This is a genomic window from Bartonella sp. LJL80 (genome assembly GCF_054871565.1).
This window is the reverse complement of record NZ_JBTXLM010000004.1, coordinates 423000-444596: the sequence shown is the minus strand read 5'-3', so window position 1 is coordinate 444596 and position 21597 is coordinate 423000. Positions and strand designations below refer to the sequence as shown.

The 21597-nt window shown below is 46.5% G+C and carries 22 protein-coding genes and 2 tRNA genes; 11 read left to right on the top strand and 13 right to left on the bottom strand.

Features of this window, described 5'->3' with window-relative positions:
* Positions 1-12: 12 nt before the first annotated feature.
* From ACYSNS_RS08855 to ACYSNS_RS08845, 3 genes are all read right to left on the bottom strand, one after another.
* Positions 13-1038 carry a YcjF family protein gene (locus ACYSNS_RS08855; RefSeq protein ID WP_461722772.1) on the bottom strand — a complete coding sequence of 342 codons (1026 nt, stop codon included), beginning with the start codon at positions 1036-1038 and terminating at the stop codon, positions 13-15.
* Positions 1035-2471 carry a YcjX family GTP-binding protein gene (locus tag ACYSNS_RS08850; RefSeq protein WP_461722771.1) on the bottom strand — a complete coding sequence of 479 codons (1437 nt, stop codon included), beginning with the start codon at positions 2469-2471 and terminating at the stop codon, positions 1035-1037. The genes ACYSNS_RS08855 and ACYSNS_RS08850 overlap by 4 nt, the downstream gene beginning before the upstream one ends.
* A gap of 80 nt (positions 2472-2551) precedes the next feature.
* The gene (locus tag ACYSNS_RS08845) at positions 2552-3118 is read right to left on the bottom strand and encodes a SixA phosphatase family protein (protein WP_461722770.1); all 567 of its coding nucleotides are present in this window, start codon (positions 3116-3118) and stop codon (positions 2552-2554) included.
* Between the two features lie 142 nt (positions 3119-3260).
* On the opposite strand from ACYSNS_RS08845, the gene dksA reads away from it, so the two are divergent.
* Positions 3261-3677: an RNA polymerase-binding protein DksA gene (gene dksA / locus ACYSNS_RS08840; protein ID WP_461722769.1), complete on the top strand. Its 417-nt coding sequence runs from the start codon at positions 3261-3263 to the stop codon at positions 3675-3677.
* A 56-nt stretch (positions 3678-3733) separates the two neighbouring features.
* On the opposite strand, the gene ACYSNS_RS08835 is transcribed toward dksA, so the two are convergent.
* Positions 3734-4441: a flagellar biosynthetic protein FliO gene (locus ACYSNS_RS08835; protein ID WP_461722768.1), complete on the bottom strand. Its 708-nt coding sequence runs from the start codon at positions 4439-4441 to the stop codon at positions 3734-3736.
* 255 nt (positions 4442-4696) lie between these two features.
* Here ACYSNS_RS08835 and ACYSNS_RS08830 point away from each other — a divergent pair, with 255 nt between their 5' ends.
* Positions 4697-7252, top strand: coding sequence for a response regulator (locus tag ACYSNS_RS08830; protein WP_461722767.1), 2556 nt, complete (start codon positions 4697-4699; stop codon positions 7250-7252).
* Positions 7253-7353: 101 nt separating this feature from the next.
* Positions 7354-8457, top strand: coding sequence for a branched-chain amino acid ABC transporter substrate-binding protein (locus ACYSNS_RS08825; protein WP_461722857.1), 1104 nt, complete (start codon positions 7354-7356; stop codon positions 8455-8457).
* A gap of 132 nt (positions 8458-8589) precedes the next feature.
* Here ACYSNS_RS08825 and ACYSNS_RS08820 read toward each other — a convergent pair whose 3' ends face one another.
* The 3 genes from ACYSNS_RS08820 to purM all read right to left on the bottom strand — a co-directional run bounded on the left by ACYSNS_RS08820 (position 8590) and on the right by purM (position 11777).
* Complete coding sequence (locus ACYSNS_RS08820) at positions 8590-9801, bottom strand: hypothetical protein (protein WP_461722766.1); 1212 nt, start codon at positions 9799-9801, stop codon at positions 8590-8592.
* A 294-nt stretch (positions 9802-10095) separates the two neighbouring features.
* Entirely contained in the window at positions 10096-10707 is a 612-nt protein-coding gene (gene purN / locus ACYSNS_RS08815) for a phosphoribosylglycinamide formyltransferase (protein WP_461722765.1), read from the bottom strand.
* A complete protein-coding gene (gene purM / locus ACYSNS_RS08810) occupies positions 10704-11777 on the bottom strand; it encodes a phosphoribosylformylglycinamidine cyclo-ligase (RefSeq protein WP_461722764.1) in 1074 nt (357 codons plus the stop codon). The genes purN and purM overlap by 4 nt, the downstream gene beginning before the upstream one ends.
* A 166-nt stretch (positions 11778-11943) precedes the next feature.
* Between purM and ACYSNS_RS08805 the strand changes: the two genes are divergently transcribed.
* Both ACYSNS_RS08805 and ACYSNS_RS08800 read left to right on the top strand, forming a co-directional pair.
* Positions 11944-13155 (top strand): AI-2E family transporter, encoded by a 1212-nt coding sequence (locus tag ACYSNS_RS08805; protein ID WP_461722763.1) that lies wholly within the window; start codon positions 11944-11946, stop codon positions 13153-13155.
* Positions 13152-13841: a P-loop NTPase family protein gene (locus ACYSNS_RS08800; protein WP_461722762.1), complete on the top strand. Its 690-nt coding sequence runs from the start codon at positions 13152-13154 to the stop codon at positions 13839-13841. Before ACYSNS_RS08805 ends, ACYSNS_RS08800 begins: the two co-directional genes overlap by 4 nt.
* Positions 13842-14004: 163 nt before the next feature.
* Here ACYSNS_RS08800 and ACYSNS_RS08795 read toward each other — a convergent pair whose 3' ends face one another.
* Positions 14005-14628 (bottom strand): hypothetical protein, encoded by a 624-nt coding sequence (locus tag ACYSNS_RS08795; protein WP_461722761.1) that lies wholly within the window; start codon positions 14626-14628, stop codon positions 14005-14007.
* Positions 14629-14781: 153 nt separating this feature from the next.
* On the opposite strand from ACYSNS_RS08795, the gene ACYSNS_RS08790 reads away from it, so the two are divergent.
* From ACYSNS_RS08790 to ACYSNS_RS08780, 3 genes are all read left to right on the top strand, one after another.
* A tRNA-Pro gene (locus ACYSNS_RS08790) sits at positions 14782-14858 on the top strand.
* Positions 14859-14944: 86 nt separating this feature from the next.
* Positions 14945-15250 carry an ETC complex I subunit gene (locus tag ACYSNS_RS08785; protein WP_461722760.1) on the top strand — a complete coding sequence of 102 codons (306 nt, stop codon included), beginning with the start codon at positions 14945-14947 and terminating at the stop codon, positions 15248-15250.
* Between the two features lie 31 nt (positions 15251-15281).
* Positions 15282-15358: transfer RNA gene (locus ACYSNS_RS08780), tRNA-Arg, on the top strand.
* Between the two features lie 210 nt (positions 15359-15568).
* On the opposite strand, the gene ACYSNS_RS08775 is transcribed toward ACYSNS_RS08780, so the two are convergent.
* Genes ACYSNS_RS08775 through ACYSNS_RS08765 form a run of 3 tightly spaced genes read right to left on the bottom strand, consistent with a single transcriptional unit; the run spans position 15569 to position 17933 of the window.
* Entirely contained in the window at positions 15569-16324 is a 756-nt protein-coding gene (locus ACYSNS_RS08775; protein ID WP_461722759.1) for a metallophosphoesterase, read from the bottom strand.
* A gap of 8 nt (positions 16325-16332) precedes the next feature.
* Positions 16333-17649, bottom strand: coding sequence for a DNA polymerase IV (locus ACYSNS_RS08770; RefSeq protein WP_461722758.1), 1317 nt, complete (start codon positions 17647-17649; stop codon positions 16333-16335).
* A complete protein-coding gene (locus ACYSNS_RS08765; protein ID WP_461722757.1) occupies positions 17640-17933 on the bottom strand; it encodes a DUF3572 domain-containing protein in 294 nt (97 codons plus the stop codon). Before ACYSNS_RS08765 ends, ACYSNS_RS08770 begins: the two co-directional genes overlap by 10 nt.
* Positions 17934-18007: 74 nt before the next feature.
* On the opposite strand from ACYSNS_RS08765, the gene ACYSNS_RS08760 reads away from it, so the two are divergent.
* Positions 18008-18373, top strand: a complete 366-nt coding sequence (locus ACYSNS_RS08760; protein ID WP_461722756.1) for a response regulator — start codon at positions 18008-18010, stop codon at positions 18371-18373.
* 154 nt (positions 18374-18527) lie between these two features.
* Here ACYSNS_RS08760 and rpsI read toward each other — a convergent pair whose 3' ends face one another.
* Positions 18528-19013: a 30S ribosomal protein S9 gene (rpsI, locus tag ACYSNS_RS08755; protein ID WP_461722755.1), complete on the bottom strand. Its 486-nt coding sequence runs from the start codon at positions 19011-19013 to the stop codon at positions 18528-18530.
* 2 nt (positions 19014-19015) lie between these two features.
* On the bottom strand, positions 19016-19480 hold the full coding sequence (rplM, locus tag ACYSNS_RS08750; protein WP_461722754.1) for a 50S ribosomal protein L13: 465 nt from the start codon (positions 19478-19480) through the stop codon (positions 19016-19018).
* A 264-nt stretch (positions 19481-19744) separates the two neighbouring features.
* Here rplM and ACYSNS_RS08745 point away from each other — a divergent pair, with 264 nt between their 5' ends.
* Both ACYSNS_RS08745 and ACYSNS_RS08740 read left to right on the top strand, forming a co-directional pair.
* The gene (locus tag ACYSNS_RS08745) at positions 19745-20167 is read left to right on the top strand and encodes a CoA-binding protein (protein WP_461722753.1); all 423 of its coding nucleotides are present in this window, start codon (positions 19745-19747) and stop codon (positions 20165-20167) included.
* A 96-nt stretch (positions 20168-20263) separates the two neighbouring features.
* On the top strand, positions 20264-21550 hold the full coding sequence (locus ACYSNS_RS08740) for an O-acetylhomoserine aminocarboxypropyltransferase (RefSeq protein ID WP_461722752.1): 1287 nt from the start codon (positions 20264-20266) through the stop codon (positions 21548-21550).
* The last annotated feature ends 47 nt before the right edge of the window (positions 21551-21597 follow it).

The window sequence follows — 21597 nt, the reverse complement described above, 5'->3', positions numbered from 1 at the left end:
ATGGTTAATGCTTTATTCTGAATCTGACGTGCTGTTTTGTTTTTTTTCGCGTGTTTTTGGCTTCTGCCCGTTGAGACCAATAAGATCGCTCGTGAAGTCGCTCAAGCCTGGTCGCCTTTGCCCGTCGAACGGAAAAGGCCGTAAAGCGTCCATGGCAGCGATTCCAATGCGCGTTGTCATTAAGCCGTTCACAACACCTTCGCCCAAACGGGCCGAAAGACGCGTTGCCAATCCCTGACCTATAACTTGTTGCACCAACCCGTCACCGATAGCCAAGCTGCCGGTAACAGCTAAATGTGCCAATACACGGCGCGCGAGTGCGATGAAACCGAAACGTCCCGGGCGAGCTCCGTACAATGTAGCGAGCTTGCGGATAAGGCGAGTAGATTCATAGAGCACATACCCCAGATCTACCAAAGCACGCGGACTGACGGCCGTCACGATGGATACGCGTTTGGCTGATCCAAGGATGATCTTCCGCGCTTCCAAATCCAATGGCCGTAGAATTTCATGTTCGGCTAAGTGAATGAGGCCGCGCCCGTCTATAATATCATGGCGGTGGGATTGCATCGCGCTGCGCCCGCCAAATGTAAAAGCCGTATGAGATGTATAGCGGATAAGATCATCGACAGACTTTCTCGCCATAACCATGTCATCATTTTTGACCGCAATTGCTGCTTCATCTCTTAGGTGATCAACAGAACGCAGCCGCATCAACGCGCGTATCTCGTTTAAGATGAAGATCAACAGAGCCAGGAAACCGATAAGTGTTGCAGCGAGTGCCGTCCATCCCAAAAAGCTGTATCGTTCAAACAACGAGCGAACCAGTCCGTCAGCCCATAATCCGAGACTTAGAATTATTAACACTGATAGCGCAGAAAGACATAGTTTTCCCCAACCGAAAGCTGAACCAATACGTTCCGGCGCGACAAGACCGAGTTTTTCCAACTCTGTTGTGTCTTCAGTCGTGAAAGGATTTTCCTGTTCTTCCACTACAGAAGATAGATCCGTAATGGCCTGTGGCTTGCGACTATTCATGAGAGATAATCTCCAAAAAGGAATTCCAAAGCCCGATCAAGACGAATGTGGGGAAACGCATCTTGACGAAAGGTTTGCGGCGGGCGGAAACGCACAAACTTCAACAGATTTTTGTTCGGCGCATCAATAAGCCGTCCCAGTGTATCGGGTAGATCACCGGGAAAAATACCGGTTTCTGTTTCTCCATCAAAGATCAGTCCATCCACGACCTCATTTGGCATAGGGGTACCGATAACGATAGGCAATTCATCACCGTTTTTCCGCAAGGTTCCCTCACGTGTCGATCTTACTGCTGCAAGAGCAAGCGTATCAGTTGCGGCACCACGATATCCTGCAGCCTTTACAGCATCTGCCACGATCTCGGCGGTGATTGTTTCCAGGTGGTCATGACTGGTGTGATGAAGATGGTCAGCCTTTGTCGCAGCAACGAGAATACGCGTGATTTTGTGTTTCCAAAGATTGGTAATCCAATTGTTCTTTCCTGTCCGAAAACTGGATAGAATTTCGCCTAAAGCTCTCTGCATCTCTAAGATCGAAGCGCGGCCGCCATTTATGGCCTGCAGTGCATCAACAAGAATGACTTGCCTATCCAGTCGTGCAATATGTTCGCGAAAAAAAGGCTTTACGATGTGTTTTTTGTAAGCTTCATATCGACGTTCCATAACGCCTGCGATGGAACGCTCAGGAAAATGGCTATATCCAAGATCGGGCAGGGGAGAGAAAGTCAGCGCGGGAGCACCTTCAAAGTCACCCGGCATTAAAAAACGCCCCGGAGGCAAAACGGAAATGATATTATCGTCGTTTTTTGCCGATCTGAGATAGTGTTTAAAACTGTCGGACAGGCGTTCTATATCGCCCTCACTCGCATCAGATAAAATATTGATGCTTTGTATTTCAGCACGCCAGTCTTCAGAATGCGAAAAATGCTGCGGTGAGCTTGCTCGTTCTATGGCTTCTACACAAAATTCGCGATAGCTTTTATTTAGAAGCGGCAGATCCAGCAACCATTCACCCGGATAGTCAATGAGGTCGATGTTCAGCTTGCCTCGCGGGAGCAGCTGCAACGCAGAAGGCCGCGGTGTATAATCCAATTTGAGACGCAATTGTGATATTGAACGGGTGGAATCCGGCCATATCCTGTCACTTATCAACGCATCAACGTGTTTTTCATATTCAAAACGAGGTATTTTACCGTCAGAGCTTTCAGTAAGTTCTGCATGAACAAGGCGTCCTTCGCGCATAACCTCAAACATAGGTAAGCGGCCGTTTTCAACAAGATTGCGGACTAGGGAAGTAATGAACACGGTCTTTCCAGCACGTGAAAGTCCGGTAACACCAAGCCGCAAGGTTGGTCGTGTTATACTGGCCGTGCGATCGGCCAAGGCATCGAGCGCGATGAAAGTCTCATCCTTCAGGGAGGTGAATGAAGCCAAATACACTTGTTCCTTTTCAATAACACCCGATAACTTTTGCTATATGGGGCCTGTCGTTCTTGGCAACAAGGGGATGGCGGCTATGCGTGGTATATATCATTCATCACACATTGTCCTGACAGGTCGGCCGTCGCGGTCTTCGGTAAAGACAACAGAGCGAGCGTTGCCGGAGGGAAATTTTTGGAAAAATACGTTTTAGAACTATGTTTATCCCAAAGCCGAAATGCCACCTCGGCAATGCTCGGATTATGTCCAATGAGCAACGTTGAGGGCCTATATTCCTGACGAAGCAGTGTCAAATAATCATCTACACCACCATCATACAACAGGTTATAGTAATTAATATCGGCCAAAATGGTGAGGTCGAGCGCCTCTAATGTCTGCTTTGTTCGCAAGGAAGGCGAGCACAAGACATGCAACGGCGGTTTCAAACTTTCCCGAATTTCAGCTCCGATATGTCTTGCTTGCTCCCTTCCATGTTGTGACAACGGCCTGTCGAAGTCCAGCATACCAGTTTTGGCTTTCTCGGCCTCTGCATGACGCAGTAATGCAATTGTAGGAAAAATCACTTGGTATGTGTCCTGATATGAGGGGGTGAAATTATAGGTTGACGAGCGGTGACGGACAGGCAAAAGTTGTAACATCATTTTTCATAATAAAGAAGATGTTGTCATTTCTTTGCAATATCAACATGTTGAAAAACCAATAAAGCAAAATCTTTTGTCTTGTGTTGCTGCATCTTGCACAATATATAGAGGCGCACCTACCATATGTGGAGACTTTATGGTTATGAGCGAAGCGATTACACTTGAATATCGTCCTACCGAAGACGAGCCTTTTATGAACGAAAGGCAGAAAGCATATTTCCGTGCGAAGTTGATTGCCTGGAAAAGTGATATCTTGCGTGAAGCGCGTGAAACGCTTGAAAATCTACAGGAAGAAAATGCCAATCAACCGGATTTGGCAGACCGAGCCTCTTCAGAAACAGATCGTGCGATTGAATTGCGCGCGCGTGATCGGCAAAGAAAGCTGATATCAAAGATTGATGCAGCGCTCGAGCGGATTAATGATGGTACCTATGGGTATTGTGAGGAAACTGGTGAGCCAATCAGTATTAAACGTCTTGATGCACGTCCGATAGCTACTTTATCGTTAGAAGCACAGGAACGGCATGAAAAACGTGAAAAAGTCTATCGAGACGATTAATAGTTTTCAAACTAAAACGCCCTCATATAATTGAGGGCGTTTTAGTTTATCGGCTATCAGGGCTTATCCACCCGAACCGCTTCGCGAAGTTCATCTTCAAACATTCGGTCGAATTCATCACCTAAATTGACATGCCGTGTACTATCATTGGGCTGCACCGTTAAAGACGGTTCTCTGCGGCCTTCTATTTCTGCTGAAATTTTATCATCTCTCAAATCTTGGCTTGCATCGTGACGTAACGGAGCGTTTTGCAATGATGGTGTTGGTTGAATTGGTTGCCTGGAGGCGTGTTCAACCGCGCTGTTAATATTTTGCGTTGGAGAACTCTGCATACGCGGTGTAGCCATGTGTGGACGCCTTACCTCAATATCAGGCTCCGCTAATACGGGTTCTTTATGGATGTTGGTATCCTTTGTGGAGGCTTGAACAACATCTGGGTAATGCTGACGGTGGTCGGCAAGATCGCTACCGGTAACAATGTTCGTTTCGATAACGACATCGGTAGGGCCACCTATCAATATAAGATGTTCTACGTTATCACGCCTAACAAGTACCAGCCTGCGCGTACGATCGACCGCAGCTGCATCGCGAACTGAAAGTCGCGGAGTACGACCCTTGCCACCCATGACAAAAGTGCCGCCGTTGAATCTGCGCAGAACCGCAATGGTTATCGCAATTGCAGCAATGACCACGACGAGAACGACAAGGCTGGTGATGATGTTAGCCGCTGAGCTCCCAATCTGGTTTGATAACCAGGCGTTCATACTAAGTCTCCTGTAATATTTCGAATATGCAACACACGCATTTCAAACTCTATAGACGTTTTATAGCCAGAACATGGCGTCTTAAAGGTAAAAAGGAATACGCAACACCCCCGATCCACCAAAAACTTGGCTAGGGCCAGATAAATTTGCAGGATAAACATTGGGTAAGACAAAGCCAAGGCTTCATGCCAGTGCTCAATTCAGGCACTATATGCAAACAGAATCATTCGTCAATTTGAAAGGCGCAGGCTAGAAATGGAAAAACGATTGCCACATAGACAAACATCGTTATTTCCGGCCCGCATGATGTTTTTTCTAAGAGTGTTAAGTGCACTCTTACTGCTGTTCATAATAGGTCTGTTGCCGGTTGCGTACTGGAGCAGTTTTGAAAAACTGAATCTATCTTTCCTCATCATTTTTTTGCTTTTGGCAACGGTGGGATTTTCGGCACTGTTAAGTTTCAGTCTCGGTGTTTTTCACCATACACATTCTGGACTGGAAGAAGACATTTTACTGCTTGACCAATTGGATGATGCTTTGGTGCTGACAGACAGCTCTGGAATGGTGATCCGAGCAAACGCGTCTTACAAGCAGCTGTTCAAAAATCACGATCCAAACATTTTCAATTCACTTTCTATATCGAGTGATTTTGATGCCGTAATGTATCGTTTGAAGGCGAAAGCGCTAGCGGGTGAGTGTGGTCGGGAAGAGGTGCGACTGAACAAGCCGATGTTCAGTCAAGCGCTATCTGATACGCAATTTTGGTATAGCCTGTCTGTAAAGCCATTGCGTGACGGCCATAGGTTGATGCTCATGTGGCGTTTGGCGGATATGGGTTCCACGCAGCAGAAAAACGAGCCATTATTCCAAAACTTACAGGAAGCCATCAACCATCTTGATCAGGCACCTGTTGGTTTCCTCTCATTGGACGGAAATGGTAAAATTATCTACGTGAATGCGACGCTTGCCGATTGGTTCAGTATTGATCTCGCAGCTTTTGATGTTGGCAAGATAGAATTTAGTCAACTCTTCGCGACAGAAAAGCAATTTTCAACATGGAAAGAGATAGAGCAGCTGTGTCAGTCTGCGAGCGGGGTAGTCGGATTTCCAGTGCAGCCACGTGATCACGTGGGAACAAGCACCCAGTATCGCGCTTATCTGTCGTATAATGGAGTGAGAGATGAAGAAGATATCATCTATCGCATGGTTATCGTTCCGCTTAGCTCCACAGAAACAAAGCAGCTACCGTCCAACGCAGATAATGGCAAATTTGAATGTTTTTTTGATCAATCTCCTTTTGCCATTGCCACTGTCGGAAAAAATGGTGAATTGCTGCGTATCAATGCGCCATTTGCTCAGCTTTTCGGAATTTCTCGAGATACACAGCCGCCAGTTAATCTGAGAACGCTCGTTGAGCAAAGCGATGGTTCTCGCATTGAGCGTATCTTGAAACAAGCAGTATCTGGCATGCACGCTGCTCCCATGTTGGAAACAGTTATGGCAGCAGAGGCTTCACGCCATCTGCGACTTTATTTTATCCCTTCCAATCGCGGGCCACAACAATCTGGAGATGAAGCAGCCATTCTTTCCGTCATCGAAACCACGGAACAAAAAACACTTGAGGATAAGATGGTGCAAGGCCAGAAAATGCAGGCTGTCGGTCAGCTTGCAGGCGGTATCGCACATGATTTCAATAATGTTTTGACCGCGATTCTTATGTCATGCGATCTTCTACTGGCAAGCCACCGCAGTTCCGACCCCGCTCACTCCGATCTGATTAATATAAAAAACAATGCCAATCGCGCGGCGTCGCTCGTTCAACAGCTTTTAGCCTTTTCCCGCCGTCAAACTCTGCGGCCGGAAGTAATAGATCTTACTGAGCTTTTATCTGACGTTCGTAATCTTCTTATGCCTCTTCTCGGTAGTAATGTTCAATTGAAAGTCATCCATGGTCGTGACCTATGGGATGTAGAGGTCGATCAGTCATCTTTTCAGCGTGTGTTGATGAATTTGGTTATCAATGCACGGGATGCAATGCCAGAAGGTGGTTGTGTGACAATTTCAACATCCAATATTGACCGAGATGAAAGCTTGAAATTTGGGTATGACGGATTGGCAGCAGGAGAATATGTGGAACTTGATGTCCAAGATACAGGCACTGGCATCGCAAATGCTGTCAAAGAAAAAATGTTCGAGCCGTTCTTTACGACCAAAGAGGTTGGTAAAGGTACAGGGCTCGGCCTATCAATGGTCTATGGCATCATTAAGCAGTCAGGTGGTTATATCTACTGTGATAGCGAGGAGGGCAAAGGCACAGTATTTCGTATCTTTCTTCCTCGCCACATTCGTCCACTGGTCGATAGTGCTGTCAGCCAACCGCAATTGAGCGGGCAAGAATCCGCTCTGGCAGACAAGAACACCGACCTTTCTGGTTCAGCGACTGTGCTACTGGTAGAGGATGAAGACGCTGTGAGAATGGGCGGCGTACGCGCGCTGCAATCGCGTGGTTACACAGTTCTAGAGGCCGGTAACGGTGTCGAAGCACTCGAAATCCTAGAAGAGCAAGCGGGCGCTGTCGACATCGTCGTCTCTGATGTGGTGATGCCGGAGATGGATGGGCCGACGCTTCTCGGCGAACTTCGAAAAAAATATCCTGAGATAAAGTTTGTTTTTGTTTCAGGCTACGCAAAGGATGCTTTTGCCAAGAATCTGCCTGAGGATGCGGTATTTGGCTTTTTGTCAAAACCGTTTACGCTTAAGCAGCTTGCACTTAAAGTGAAGCAAACGCTTGAAGGCGCTCCAGATGTATAACGTTTTTTCGTTGCCAGTGTGGATACAACATTGAATTCGTGCACAGCAGGTGCGAATATGAAATTCTTTACAATGATCAGGAGGGTGAAATATTGCGTAAAATTTTAATTTCTACCGTTTCGGCTTTGGCGATGTGCGGCGGTTTTTGGGCTACCACTGCTCAAGCTGATATTACCATCGGATTCATAGGGCCTGTTACAGGCGCTGTTGCTGCATACGGTATACAAGTGAGTAATGGTGCGAAAGTCGCCGTTGAAGAAATCAATAAAAAGGGCGGCGTAAACGGCGAAAAGCTTGTACTGAAAGTTTTTGATGATGCAGCAGACCCAAAGCAGGGCGTCTCTGCGGCCAATCAGGTTGTCGGTGAGGGGATACTATATGTTGTCGGCCCCGTGACATCGAACTCGTCTTTGCCGGTTTCGAATGTGCTTGAAGAAAACGGCGTTCTGATGATAACGCCATCGTCTACAACACCGGAACTTTCATCGCGGGGCATGTGGAATATTTTGCGCACCATTGGCCGTGATGATCAGCAAGGTGACTATGCGGCAGACTTTTATGTCAAGAACTTCAAGGATAAACGCATAGCAATCATCCATGATAAAGCCACTTACGGTAAGGGACTGGCAGATGCCTTCAAAACGGCGCTCAACCGTGGTGGTGTCAATGAAGTTTATTATGGAAACATCAGTCCAGGCGAAAAGGACTACAGCGTGATGGTCACACGTTTGAAATCTGAAAACGTCGATTATGTATATTTTGGTGGCTACCATCCAGAAGCTGGCTTGCTTCTGAAGCAGATGCGTGAACAAGGTGTTGAGGCTCCGCTTATCGGTGGCGACGGATTCAACACATCCGAATTGTGGTCGATCGCGGGAGATGCTGCTGAAGGCACAATGTTTACTAACTCCATTGATGTTCGCACCAATCCTGAAGCTCAAGCCGCAGTGAATGCGCTACAGGCACAGTCTATTCCGCCAGAAACATTTACGTTGAATGGTTATGCGGCTGTGCAAGTGCTGGCCTATGGTATCGAAAAGGCAGGTTCTGCAAATGATCCGGAAGCAGTCGCTAAAGCCGTAAAATCGGGTGAGCCAATCGCAACGACCCTAGGAAATATTACATATGGAGATCGCGGCGATATGACATCAAAGGTTTTTTCAATGTATAAGTGGCATGAAGGCAAGATAGTCTCTGCAGAGTAAACATGTCTAAGGCGGCCTTGCGCCGCCTTTTTATATATGTAAAAACTACCCTATCTAAAAAATAAGCGGCCGGTGTCACAACGGCAATGTGTACGGTTCCGGTAATGATTACTCTGTGCTTAAAACCCTAGTCTAGTTACTGGCAACAGCAGACGATTGAAAAACACGATTAAGCAATTGCGCGCCGTCTTTTTGCATATTTGCCTGCATTTTGTTTTCTGTCGCGACGAGTAATTGCGAGACAGTATTGTTTCTTATGGCTACAGGATTGCGCTCATACCCGATACGCAGGAAAAAATTGGCTGTCGGGACTTTGTCACGAAATGCGGTTGGCATCGTCACCATATCATAGCCGTTTCCATCGCCCGTAAGATTGAGCATTTCAAGTTCCGCGCCAGTTAAAGAACGAGAAACACCTTTTCGCCTTAGAAAAGCTAGAGACGTCTTCAGTTTATGAATTTGCAGGAGAGGTCCGACATCCTTGTCCATCGTCATTGCGTGCATTCCAAGACCAGCTTCCGTTTTGGCAAGCTCAGCCTGCGCGCTCCACCGATGAGGCACTGTCTTTGCTTTTGCCGTCATTTTGTCAACCACGGCAGCTTTCGACAAAAGACGTGTTCTCTCCGCACCACTGCTGTTTTGTGCACGTGAGCGCAATTCGTTCGCGATTTCCCCACCATATTCCCACATTAAGCTGACACTGGCTGTCGCAACCAATTGATTATATCCAATAGCAGTCGATATCGGTCTGGCATTTTCACGACCTTTGATCATGCCAGACTGCAGGTCGTGTGTCCCGTCGCCACCGGTTTCAAATGCGTAAACAGCAACCAATTGTTGACGCGTTAACCCCACTTGCTGCGCAGCGTTTGCATAAGCGCGCATAAATTCCGCTTCGTTTGCCGGACGTTCTGGGGCAAACCCATATATTTTTTTAGATGCGGCAATAAAATCAGCAGTTCCCGGGATTGTTCCTTTGGAACCGCTTGGCGGCGTTTTTGAAGGAGGTTTGCGAGGACCGTTATATAGAGGTGGTTGTGAAAGAACATAGTCGGATAATGCAATAGATTGTCCGGCAGCGCGTTTTTGGTTGCGGATTTTTCGCTTTTCGCTCACCTGATCCCAATAGGCTGATGCTTGCCGATCATAAACACTATAAGCGCTTTTCCATGCAGCATAATCTGAATCGGTCACATTCTTGAGAGCAGAATCAGAACGGATACTTCCCGTTGTCTCAGACGAAGGTTTTTGCGAAGAAAACTGCATACTTTTCAGGGAATCCGACATGCATCCCCCGATGACAATGCTGAAACCTAGTAATAATGTCGTTTCCAATTTACGCACAACAAATCTGCCTTCTGAATAGAGATTGCAGAATTATGCTTTTGATTGGTTGATAATGTATGAAGGCGTAGGTAACGTTTTTTCAAAAAATATTGTTAGCAAGCATCAGAAGAATAAGGGGAAAAATTTCCCCCATAGATAGAGAAATATGCATTTACCTCTTAACAGATTGGCAACCGCAGGTCTGTCTCTTTCGCTTGCTACGGACATTGTAGCGCCATAAAAACTCTACGTCAGTACAAGCGCTTTTCTGATGACGAGCTTTGATGGTCAAAATGTCAGGAGATCAGCCAGCTAAAATGCAAAAAGCTGTTGTTCTGCATCTACGCAATTATGTTTACCTTCAATAAAGGCGCGCAGAATCGCAGGGTATAGTTGGTGCTCTACCTTTAAAACCCGCTGTGCCAATGATTTTGCTGTATCGCCCGTTAAAACCGGTACGCAGGCTTGGCCAAGTATCGGGCCTTCATCCATACCCTCAGTGACCAAATGGACTGTACAGCCAGAAACCTTGACGCCGGCGTCGATCGCTTTTTGATGCGTATCAAGGCCTTTGAAGAGCGGGAGAAGCGAGGGATGAATGTTTAATATCCGACCACTATAAGGCGCGATAATAAAGTTGGATATTAAGCGCATATATCCGGCCAAGCAGATAATATCGGGATTATAGAGTTCCAGCGTATCAAGGACTGCCTGTTCAAAAGCCGATTTCGTCGGATATGATTTACGTTCAATGCAATGGGTGGCAATACCGAGTGCCTTGGCTTTTTCGATACCCCCTGCATCGTTGCGGTCACTTATCACCGCGGCAATTTCTGCTGGATAGTCCTTTTGACGTGCTGCTTCAGCCAGTGCGATCATATTTGATCCACTACCCGAAATAAAAATTACAATCCTTTTTTTCATAGGGCAAGCTTACCTTGATAGGTCACGCCGGAAGTCTCACGGTGAATGAGGCTGCCGAGGCGAATAACCTTCTCGCCATTCTCAATCAGAGCATCTGCAACTTCATTCGCCGCTTCCGCACGCACCACAACAATCATTCCGATGCCGCAATTGAAGGTGCGCAACATTTCTTTTTCAGCAATATTTCCTTGCTGTGCCAGCCATGAAAACACCGCTGGTACGTGAATGGCGGGAAGATCGATCTGCGCGGCTAAATGATCGGGAAGAACACGCGGAATATTTTCAGGAAAACCGCCGCCGGTAATATGAGCCAGAGCCTTAATGCCATGATGCTCTTTTATAACTGAAAGCAGAGAACGGACGTAGATTTTTGTAGGTGTCAGCAATGCTTCAGCAAGCGATTGGGTTTCGTCAAAGGGAGCCTTATCGTTCCAGCCGCATCCACTGCGTTCAACGATTTTTCGAACGAGAGAGAAACCATTAGAATGGACGCCGGAAGATGCCAGACCTAGAATGACATCGCCTTCCTTTAAACTTTCACTCGGCAAAAGATGTCCCCGCTCCGCTGCCCCGACAGCGAAACCGGCAAGGTCGTAATCGCCCTTGGCGTACATTCCAGGCATTTCAGCTGTTTCACCACCAATTAACGCAGCACCCGCCTGCCGGCAGCCTTCCGCAATACCAGCTACAATTTTCGCGCCTTGGTCGGCATCGAGTTTTCCCGTTGCAAAGTAATCCAAAAAGAAAAGGGGTTCTGCCCCTTGAACTACAAGGTCATTGACGCACATGGCCACCAAATCAATACCAACCGTGTCATGTATCCCACAATCAATGGCAATTTTAAGCTTAGTGCCAACGCCGTCATTCGCTGCAACGAGAATAGGATCCTTGAAGCCAGCCGCCTTAAGATCGAACAAGCCGCCAAAACCACCAATCTCAGTATCAGAGCCCGCACGACGGGTGGAGCGGACCAATGGTTTGATTTTTTCCACCATTGCATTGCCCGCATCAATATCGACGCCGGCATCCGCATAGGTTAGATTATTGCCAACGCTTTTATTGTCGCTCATTGAATTCGTCCTCGTTCAAGATCACATTCAGATCGCTACGCAATGCCATGATCGCGGTGATCCTGCAAGTTTTATCGCAGTCTCGTGAAAGATATAAACGATTGTTTGCTTGACCTTGCGCAAAGAAGTCGCATATCAGATAGGATAATGAACCGCGCGGATTTCCATGAGCAAGACACACGTTGAAAAAGACAGTGCCGAACAGGCCACAAAAACGAAAAAAAAGGCCCCAAAAGGCGGCAGATCACGAAGGCCGGTTTACGTGCCGGCCTATGCAAGCGTACCATTTCGCGGCAGCGTGAAAAAGCAAGCGGTTTTCTGGCTCGGTACGTTACTATTTTTTATCATCTTCATGTTCGTTTTCAGTTCGGTGCTCTTACCGTTTGTGGCAGGAATTGCACTCGCCTATTTTCTTAATCCGATTGTCGAACTGCTTGAAAGGTTTGGTATTTCCCGCGTTTGGGGTACGGTTCTTATTACAATATTCATCATGCTTGTCTTGGTGGTTGCACTAACAATCCTTATTCCGGTCATTAGTTCGCAGTTACAACAATTTATTCGTGACGGTCTTCCAGTTTACGTCAATCGGATTCAGACATTTTTTACAGAGCATAGTTTTGATTGGATAAAAAGCTATCTGGGTAGTGACCCGACTGAAATTCAATCGAATATTCAGGCGATGTTGGGACAAAGCTCCGATCTTGTCAAATCGGTCCTGAATTCGGTTTTGAATTCTGGTAAATCGATCGTCAATCTCGTCAGCCTGTTCGTTGTTGCTCCTGTCGTTGCGTTTTACATGCTGCTCGATTGGGAACGTATGGTCGAAACAATCGACTCGTGGATACCAAGGGATCATTTGGAAACGGTTCGTGGTATTTTTCATGAAATGGATAGAGCTGTCGCCGGTTTCATACGGGGGCAGGGCACGGTTTGTCTAATTTTGGGTGCATATTATGCAGCTGGCCTTACAGTCGCAGGGCTTAATTTCGGACTGTTAATTGGTCTCTTTGTTGGCCTGATCAGTTTTATTCCTTATGTCGGCTCAATGACAGGCTTTGTGCTTTCCGTCGGTGTAGCATGGGTGCAATTTTATCCAGACGACTGGGCTTGGATCATTGTTGTCATGGGTGTATTTTTTGTGGGGCAGTTTATTGAGGGGTATATTTTGCAGCCTAAACTGGTGGGATCCTCCGTTGGGCTACATCCGGTTTGGCTGATGTTCGCACTTTTTGCTTTTGGCTCTCTTTTTGGTTTCACAGGTATGTTGATAGCCGTTCCGGCAGCAGCCGCAGTGGGCGTGCTTGTACGCTTTGCGTTGCATACATATCTTGCATCGCCGTTATATTCTCAAAGCGGACGGGTGGAGCGTGAAGAATGAACGCGTCGCTCGAACAATTGCCGCTTGCTCTCTCACATTCAACAAATTTCTATCCCGATGATCTTGTTGTCACAAAGAGCAATATTGCGGCGTTTGAGCTGATTGAACGCTGGCCATCATGGTCTTTGCCCGTTGCGGTTTTAACAGGGCCAAATGGTGCCGGAAAAACACATTTTGCACGCGTTTGGGTAAATTTATCGAACGCTTTTATCGGCAACCTTACCGACATTGATACGGCCATTACCAAGGTTGGGGAGGGGTATTCAGTGCTGCTGGAAGACGTCGATGCAAATCCAATGCAAGATGTGGCCCTTTTTCATCTCATTAATGCGGTGAAGCAGGCCAACACGGTCGATCCCCGAGTGACTTTACTTTTGACAGCGCAGACCAATCCTTCACAATGGAATGTCGAGCTTGAGGATTTATCCAGCCGACTGAAATCCGTTACCTTAGCGCGCTTGGAACAACCTGACGATGAATTATTGACTTCGGTCGCGTTCAAACTCTTCGCTGATCGCCAGATTGCCGTCGACGCTCAAACGATTGGTTTTCTTATCAGTCGTGGGGAGCGTTCTTTATTAGCTTTGGAGCATCTTATTGAATCGATTGATCGCTTGGCATTGCAACGCAAAAGCAAAATTACAAAAACCATCATCAGTGAAGTTCTACAGGGGCATGACGAATAGCTAAACCGGTTCGTTAAGCGAAAGCTCGGCAATGCAGGAGCTCATCGCGAGATCGATCGCTTTTAGACAAAGATTTTGATGGACTGAAAACGATAGCGATCATTGTTGACGACGGTTTTTTCTGCTGTTCTTTGCCAAATAACCGCCAATGGATTTGATTTTACTATTTAATTGAACTGGTCGCATTTGTATCAATACCGCTGCGCGACTTCGATGCCGTTAGGGTTTCATCCTTCGCCCAGCCGATGATATTTGTGGAAGGCACGACGATTCGATGCCATCTTCCATTTGTTTCATAAGACCGCATTTCTTGACCCTTTTCGACAAAGGCAACTATCTTCGACGTTTGATCCGCCTTGAAGTAAATTGTTGTACGTTTTTGGGCATAAATCGCATTCGCCGCATTATTGATTGCGAATTGACCTTTCGGAGGCAGATGTCTATCGACCGAATAGGGCGGACGACTGACAACGGTATCAATTTTAGGCTTGACCGAAGTGACCTGTATAGAAGGGGCAGCAGCAGGGACGGGAATTTTAGGTCTAGGCAATCCATTACCAAGCACTGGATCAGATGCGAAAGCGGCAGGTTTTTGTATGGGGGCTACCACTTCTTTTTGTTGCATAGCGATTGTTTGTTTCTTTTCAACGCTACGGCTGCCGGGAGAGTAATACCAACCGGCCGCACCGAGAATCAAAATAGCTCCGAACGTCATGTATCCCGTTATCGAGTGAGATTCTGAAGTTTTTCTAGAACGTTTTGTGGTATTTTTCTTCCGTACGGCCATCTTTGATCCTTTCCAATAACCGCATTTTGACACCAAAACGTTTGGAAAAAGTTATCCGTAGAAAGAATTTTGTCGTTATACCAGAAAAAATACGTTTTGCGCTTGCACTTCTCGTAGGAAGAATTTAGGGAAGGTGCGTCGAAGGCAAATCGTCGGAGCGTAGCGCAGCCTGGTAGCGCACCTGATTTGGGATCAGGGGGTCGTAGGTTCGAATCCTATCGCTCCGACCATGCCTTGATTTGACAAAAAGATGATGCGACATAGTGCTAAGAATATTGTTATATAAATGCATTGCATGATCTGAAGGGAAGAAATCATGGTTGCTCGTATTTACAGTCCTGCTAAAACTGCCATGCAGTCTGGAAAAGCTAAAACAGGATTTTGGGTTCTCCAGTATGAGCCAAGTGAAGCTAAAATGATTGAGCCTTTGATGGGTTATACCTCAACGGCCGATATGAAAAGTCAAGTTCGACTTGAATTTGAAACGCAGCAAGAAGCTGTCGCTTACGCTATAAAAAATGGTATTCCCTACAAAGTTGAAGAAGCTCACGAAGCTGAGCGGAAAAGAGTTTCCTACTCTGATAATTTTCGCAGCGACCGTCAGCAACCTTGGACACATTAAGACCAGCTTATAGCATTCTCATGTTTAATGCGGTCCCGTAGCTCAGTTGGATAGAGCAACGGCCTTCTAAGCCGTGGGTCACAGGTTCGAATCCTGTCGGGATCGCCACCTCTTCTGTCGCGAACGTAGTATTTATTTATCTTGATAAGTGTCTGTAAATTATCCTTAACAAAGCGGTGAATAATTGCTGTGCTATAGAATGGCTATGGGCTTATCCTATCACGCAGCTATCTTAGCGTAAACTTCATCGATTGATTGAAACCCTAGTAACCAGCCATCTACCTAATGAAAGGTGTGGGACGATCATATAATTGGCCGCTACGATGTCCATGTCAGGTCTTTACGATCCAGAAACGTTCCATAACCTCTATCTATAACGACAGGGGCGACCTTTTTGAGTTCACCATCACAGGCTTGCAGAAACTCAACATTGATATCATCATCAATGAGACAGCAGGTAAGGCGTCCGGAACGATAAATTCCCGTATCAATAGAAATACGGTTTTCAGTTATCACCGGATAGTCGCCCACAATTGTGTGCCCATGAATAACAACCGGCGCCGCAGGATCAACGTGATCGAGAAAACTATCCCTTATCCAACATAGCGTTTCTTCGCTTTGCTGCTCAATCGGGATGTCAAAATCGATACCCGCGTGGGCGCTGATAAAGCTTCCTTCAAGACGATACAGACAAGCCTCACTCAATAGCCTGAGATGCTCCGGATAAAGATGTGAAACATCATTGACGCGTGATCGATCAACTTCATATGAAGCAAGCGTTTCCTCACCCCCATAACGCAGCCATGCCGTCATACTCTCAGATCGAGCACCCTCTTTTATGACAGATCGAAATTTTTGATCGTGATTCCCAAGGTGAAGATGACAATCTGGCCATAGGTTTTTCGCATTCAAAACGAGTTGTAAAACAGCGCGCGAATCGGGGCCCCTGTCCACGAGATCACCAATAAAGTTAACGCAAACATCCTCAACGTGATAATTTCGAGATATCTCGTTTAATAGCAATTCCAATGGTTCCGGATATCCATGGACATCACCAATGTAAAACCTTTGCATTTAATATCCTAACTGTCTTTGTCTTCGCCGGATTTCGTCGTTTTACGCCCGAAGGTGTAACCGGTTTCAATCGCGCTACCACCGAATTTCTTGCGCAATTTATCTATAGCAGTCTCGGCTGCGGCACGTTTGAGTGCAGTGCCATCAAGCAGGTCCGCTGGATCCGGTGAGAACCGCTCTGTGAGGTGCTGTATTCCTACGCCTAAGAGACGAAAGGCGGTGCCATCGACTTCTTTTTCAAGCAATTCGAGACTGACGCGAAATATACGGTCGGCTAGCTGCGTTGGATTTTGAAGATGCTTGTTCCGAGTACGGCTTTTAAAATCCTTCGTTTTCAACTTTAGTACAACAGTTTGTCCTGCGATGTCGCTCATCTTCAAGCGATATGCAACTTTCTCGGATAGTGCACGTAGTACAGGTACGAGATCACCCTTGTCTTTCAAATCACTGGAAAATGTTGTTTCCGCAGAAACGCTTTTCATTTCATGTGATGGCTCGACCCGACGACTGTCCTGACCGCGTGACAGGTGAAACAATCGTTGGCCCATCTGTCCGTAGCGTCTCATCAAAGAACTCTCCTCCATTTGCTGGAGCTGACCTATTTGGGTAATGCCATCACCCGCCAATTTCTGCGCGAGTGAAGCACCGACACCCCAAATGGTCGTTACCGGCCTTTGTGCTAAGAAGGATAGGGCTTCCTCCTTGCCAATAACGGAGAAACCTTTTGGTTTATCGATGTCGGATGCTACTTTTGCGAGAAATTTACAGTAAGAAAGACCAACGGATATGGTTATGCCTATCTCACGCTCCACTTGGTCGGCGAAACGTGCCAGAGTATAGGCTGCAGGCGCCTTGTGAAGCTTTTCTGTTCCGGTCATGTCCAGAAAAGCTTCATCAATGGAAAGTGGTTCCACTAAAGGCGTTAAATCATGCATGAGAAGCTTTATCTCTGCTCCGACACGCGTGTATTTTCCCATATTCGGCGGAACAACGACTGCATCTGGACATAGCTCCAACGCTTTGAACATTGGCATAGCAGACCTGACGCCGTTGATACGCGCTATGTAACAAGCCGTCGATACAACCCCTCGCTTCCCACCTCCAATGATGACAGGCTTATCGCGTAGTTCGGGGTGATCTCTCTTTTCCACGGATGCATAGAATGCATCGCAGTCTATATGTGCCAAAGAGAGCCTATATAATTCATTGTGGTGGATCAAACGTGGCGATCCGCATTTTTGGCAGCGTTTGTTGTTCTTTTGTTGAAGTGTGAAACAATCGCGACAAAACCCAAAATTCGGTTGATCAAATGGTGCTAAAGCCATTCAATATGCTCTCCACCGGGTAAAAGTTGTTGCGCCTGACTGATCGCTTGAGGAGGGTACCCAGATGCATCGGAAAAAGCTAAGAGTGTCGGCTCATGCGCTAGAATAAATTGTAAAACGCCCGCGAGAAAGCCGGAAGAACGTGCTGCCTCACGGATTTCCAGCGCTGTTATGCCGGTAAGATTGAGAAAACGGGGCATAAGTTCAACGTCATTTGCAATAAACAGAAGCGCTGCAATTGCAAGTTCTTCCGCTTCTTCACGATTATTAATCTGTTTTTTCATATCATTTTAGCCAAGTGGTAACCGAATGGAGTGTACTCTTGCAAATGTAATGCCGAAAGAGCGGAGTTTGAACGATGCCGAAAAAAGTCATGATTGTGGAAGATAACGAATTAAACATGAAGTTGTTTCGCGATCTTGTCGAAGCCAGCGGCTACGAAACCGTTGAAACGCGTAGCGGACTTGCCGCATTGGATTTAGCTAGAAAAAATGAACCCGGTTTGATTCTCATGGATATACAATTGCCGGAAGTCTCAGGCATTGATGTCATTAAGCAGTTGAAAGCTGACAGCGAACTCAAAAAAATCCCCGTCGTAGCCGTTACAGCTTTTGCTATGAAGGGCGATGAAGAACGCATCCGGGCCAGTGGTTGTGAGGACTACATGTCCAAACCGATATCAGTTCCCAATTTTATAGCCATGGTCAAACGCTTTTTAGGCTAGTGGTATTAAATTCATACAATTATTACTATCCAACATACGAATCGAACCAAGACACGTTCTACGCACGCAAATGACGTCTAATATGAAGATTCGGCATTACTCAAAAGAAAAACCCCGCATGAAAGCGGGGTTTTCCAATATATCTGAAACGATATTAACGCTTCGAGAACTGGAAAGAACGGCGAGCCTTGGCCTTACCGTATTTCTTACGTTCAACAACGCGACTGTCACGCGTAAGGAAGCCACCCTTTTTCAAGATAGCGCGCAATGCTGGTTCGTAATAGGTCAAGGCCTTGGAAATACCGTGCCGTACAGCACCGGCTTGGCCAGAAAGGCCACCACCAGCAACAGTCGCGATAATGTCAAACTGACCATCCCGATTTGTCGCAACGAGTGGCTGGCGCAAAATCATCTGAAGGACTGGACGAGCAAAGTATTTGTCGAAATCCTTACCATTTACGATGATCTTACCGGAACCAGGCTTTACCCATACGCGGGCAACTGCATCTTTACGTTTGCCGGTAGCGTAAGCGCGGCCCTGATCATCAAGTTTCTGCACATGTACTGGTGCAGCGTTTTCGGTAGCTTCAACAACACCGGTTGCCGCACCAAGTTCGGAAAGAGAATTGATCTCAGCCATGATTAAGCAATCCTTTTGTTTTTACGGTTCAAAGCGCCGACATCAATAGCTTCCGGCTGCTGTGCTTCATGTGGGTGCTGGCTGCCAGCGTAAACACGAAGATTCTTCATCTGGCGACGACCAAGCGGCCCGCGGGGAATCATGCGTTCAATTGCTTTTTCTACGACACGTTCAGGAAAACGACCTTCGAGAATCTGGCGCGCTGTGCGCTCTTTGATTCCGCCAATATAGCCTGTGTGCCAGTAGTATTTTTTGTCTGTATATTTCTTGCCGGTCAACGCGACTTTGTCAGCATTGATAACAATAACATTATCACCATCATCAACGTGAGGTGTGAAGGTTGCTTTATGCTTACCGCGAAGACGGTTTGCAACGAGCGTGGCAAGACGACCTAGAACAAGGTTTTCAGCGTCAATGATGACCCATTTCTTTACCACTTCAGCAGGCTTTTGTGAAAAAGTTGCCATTGAAGGTTTCCTTTATAAAATCCCTCGTAAAACGAAGGCGTTTTTTGTTGCTTGACGTTGTGGCGATGACCACAACAAAAAAACACGCCTTTGCGGCATGTTGGGCGGATACATATATCGTTGGACATGAACGGTCAACATAAAAATAACCGCATATTATCAATGTCTTATTATTGTGGTATCATAATACCTTGTTCTTTTATATGCACGTTATCCAGGCCTATGCTATAATCATATGAAAACAGAAATTTATAAGGTAATCCCATGTCAACCGGCAGCTATTTAACAGACCACAAAGCGATCGTCACCCTATTGCAGGGCGTAAGCAGCATTGCGCTTGTCGGTGCCTCCGCTAACCCTGAGCGACCAAGTTACGAAGTTATGGCTTATCTATTATCGCGTGGGTATGATGTATTGCCTGTCAATCCCGGTCTGGCTGGTGGTTCAATTTTGAACCAAATAGTCTACGGCAGTCTTGCAGATATCGATAAACCGGTAGACATGGTCGACGTTTTCCGAAAATCCAATGCGGTTGTTGGCGTTCTCAATGAAGTTTTGAAAATGCGGAAAATTCCGAAGATTTTTTGGACCCAATTGGGCGTTTTTGACGAGGATGCCGCCGAGATTGCAGTGAGAAATGGATTAACCGTTGTTATGGACAGATGTCCAAAAATAGAACTGTCTTGATTAAGAAAGTTTTTTTCTCAACAACATAGAGAAACGGTTTTCTTGCTGTACCTGAAAACGCGTATATTTTAGGTAAAATAATTATCGGAGGATTTGATGAAAAACAAACAACCAGGCTTTGAAACATTAGCGGTGCATGCAGGCGCTGCGCCCGATCCCACAACAGGGGCAAGGGCAACGCCAATCTATCAGACGACGGCATATGTCTTTGATGATGCAGATCAGGCAGCAAATCGATTTGCGCTCACCGAACCCGGCAATATTTATACGCGTATAACCAATCCTACCCAAGCAGTTTTAGAAGAAAAAATCGCGACACTTGAGGGCGGCACCGCAGCGCTTGCGACATCGTCTGGTCATGCTGCTCAATTCTTGACATTTCACACGCTTATGGAGGCGGGCGATAACTTCGTCGCTGGCAGACAACTCTATGGCGGCTCTATCAACCAATTTGGAAATGCATTCAAGTCATTCGATTGGCAGGTTCGTTGGGCCGATAGCGAAAACCCTGCGTCTTTCATCGATCAAATAGATGCGCGCACGCGTGCTATTTATATAGAAAGCTTTGCAAATCCAGGTGGCATTGTTGTCGATATCAAGGCCATTGCCGATATTGCTCATGCTCATGGAATCCCCCTGATTGTCGACAATACATTGGCGACACCCTACCTCGTTCGGCCAATTGAACATGGTGCTGACATTGTTGTTCATTCCTTGACGAAGTTTATCGGTGGTCACGGAAACTCAATGGGTGGCATCCTCATTGATGGCGGCACCTTTGATTGGGCGAAGTCGGGCAACTATAAAAAACTTACAGAGCCTCGACCCGATTATGCCGGTATTGTGCTTTATGAAGCATTGGGCAATGTGGCGTTTGCGCTTGCTGCCCGCGTTTTAGGAATGCGTGATTTTGGACCGACGATATCGCCATTCAATGCGTTTCTTCTCCTAACTGGAGCAGAAACATTGCCACTTCGCATGCAAAAACATTGTGACAATGCCTTATCGGTAGCCCAATATCTACAAAAACATCATAAAGTGTCATGGGTTAATTATGCGGGGCTTGCGGATAGTAAATATCATTCGTTGCAACAGCGTTATGCGCCAAAAGGCGCAGGTGCCGTATTCACCTTTGGTGTAAAGGGCGGTTACGATGCAGGTGTGAAGTTTGTTTCATCTTTGAAACTGTTTTCACTCTTGGCAAATATTGGAGATACAAAATCTTTGGTTATCCACCCCGCTTCTACAACGCACCGACAATTGACCGACGATCAACGTGTTGCAGCTGGTGCAGGACCCGACGTTGTTCGACTGTCTATAGGAATTGAAGATGTTGACGATATTGTAGCAGATATCGACCAAGCCCTGAACTCTTTGCGTTAATAACAATGACGGCGGACATTTTGAGGCATTTTTGAGTGCTGGAATGT

Excerpts from the sequence above, each read along its gene's own strand:
- ACYSNS_RS08855 (WP_461722772.1), bottom strand. The coding sequence starts at position 1,038 with ATGAATAGTCGCAAGCCACAGGCCATTACGGATCTATCTTCTGTAGTG.
- ACYSNS_RS08845 (WP_461722770.1), bottom strand. The coding sequence starts at position 3,118 with ATGATGTTACAACTTTTGCCTGTCCGTCACCGCTCGTCAACCTATAAT.
- dksA (WP_461722769.1), top strand. The coding sequence starts at position 3,261 with ATGAGCGAAGCGATTACACTTGAATATCGTCCTACCGAAGACGAGCCT.
- ACYSNS_RS08835 (WP_461722768.1), bottom strand. The coding sequence starts at position 4,441 with ATGAACGCCTGGTTATCAAACCAGATTGGGAGCTCAGCGGCTAACATC.
- ACYSNS_RS08830 (WP_461722767.1), top strand. The coding sequence starts at position 4,697 with ATGGAAAAACGATTGCCACATAGACAAACATCGTTATTTCCGGCCCGC.
- purN (WP_461722765.1), bottom strand. The coding sequence starts at position 10,707 with ATGAAAAAAAGGATTGTAATTTTTATTTCGGGTAGTGGATCAAATATG.
- purM (WP_461722764.1), bottom strand. The coding sequence starts at position 11,777 with ATGAGCGACAATAAAAGCGTTGGCAATAATCTAACCTATGCGGATGCC.
- ACYSNS_RS08805 (WP_461722763.1), top strand. The coding sequence starts at position 11,944 with ATGAGCAAGACACACGTTGAAAAAGACAGTGCCGAACAGGCCACAAAA.
- ACYSNS_RS08800 (WP_461722762.1), top strand. The coding sequence starts at position 13,152 with ATGAACGCGTCGCTCGAACAATTGCCGCTTGCTCTCTCACATTCAACA.
- ACYSNS_RS08795 (WP_461722761.1), bottom strand. The coding sequence starts at position 14,628 with ATGGCCGTACGGAAGAAAAATACCACAAAACGTTCTAGAAAAACTTCA.
- ACYSNS_RS08785 (WP_461722760.1), top strand. The coding sequence starts at position 14,945 with ATGGTTGCTCGTATTTACAGTCCTGCTAAAACTGCCATGCAGTCTGGA.
- ACYSNS_RS08775 (WP_461722759.1), bottom strand. The coding sequence starts at position 16,324 with ATGCAAAGGTTTTACATTGGTGATGTCCATGGATATCCGGAACCATTG.
- ACYSNS_RS08770 (WP_461722758.1), bottom strand. The coding sequence starts at position 17,649 with ATGGCTTTAGCACCATTTGATCAACCGAATTTTGGGTTTTGTCGCGAT.
- ACYSNS_RS08765 (WP_461722757.1), bottom strand. The coding sequence starts at position 17,933 with ATGAAAAAACAGATTAATAATCGTGAAGAAGCGGAAGAACTTGCAATT.
- ACYSNS_RS08760 (WP_461722756.1), top strand. The coding sequence starts at position 18,008 with ATGCCGAAAAAAGTCATGATTGTGGAAGATAACGAATTAAACATGAAG.
- rpsI (WP_461722755.1), bottom strand. The coding sequence starts at position 19,013 with ATGGCTGAGATCAATTCTCTTTCCGAACTTGGTGCGGCAACCGGTGTT.
- rplM (WP_461722754.1), bottom strand. The coding sequence starts at position 19,480 with ATGGCAACTTTTTCACAAAAGCCTGCTGAAGTGGTAAAGAAATGGGTC.
- ACYSNS_RS08745 (WP_461722753.1), top strand. The coding sequence starts at position 19,745 with ATGTCAACCGGCAGCTATTTAACAGACCACAAAGCGATCGTCACCCTA.
- ACYSNS_RS08740 (WP_461722752.1), top strand. The coding sequence starts at position 20,264 with ATGAAAAACAAACAACCAGGCTTTGAAACATTAGCGGTGCATGCAGGC.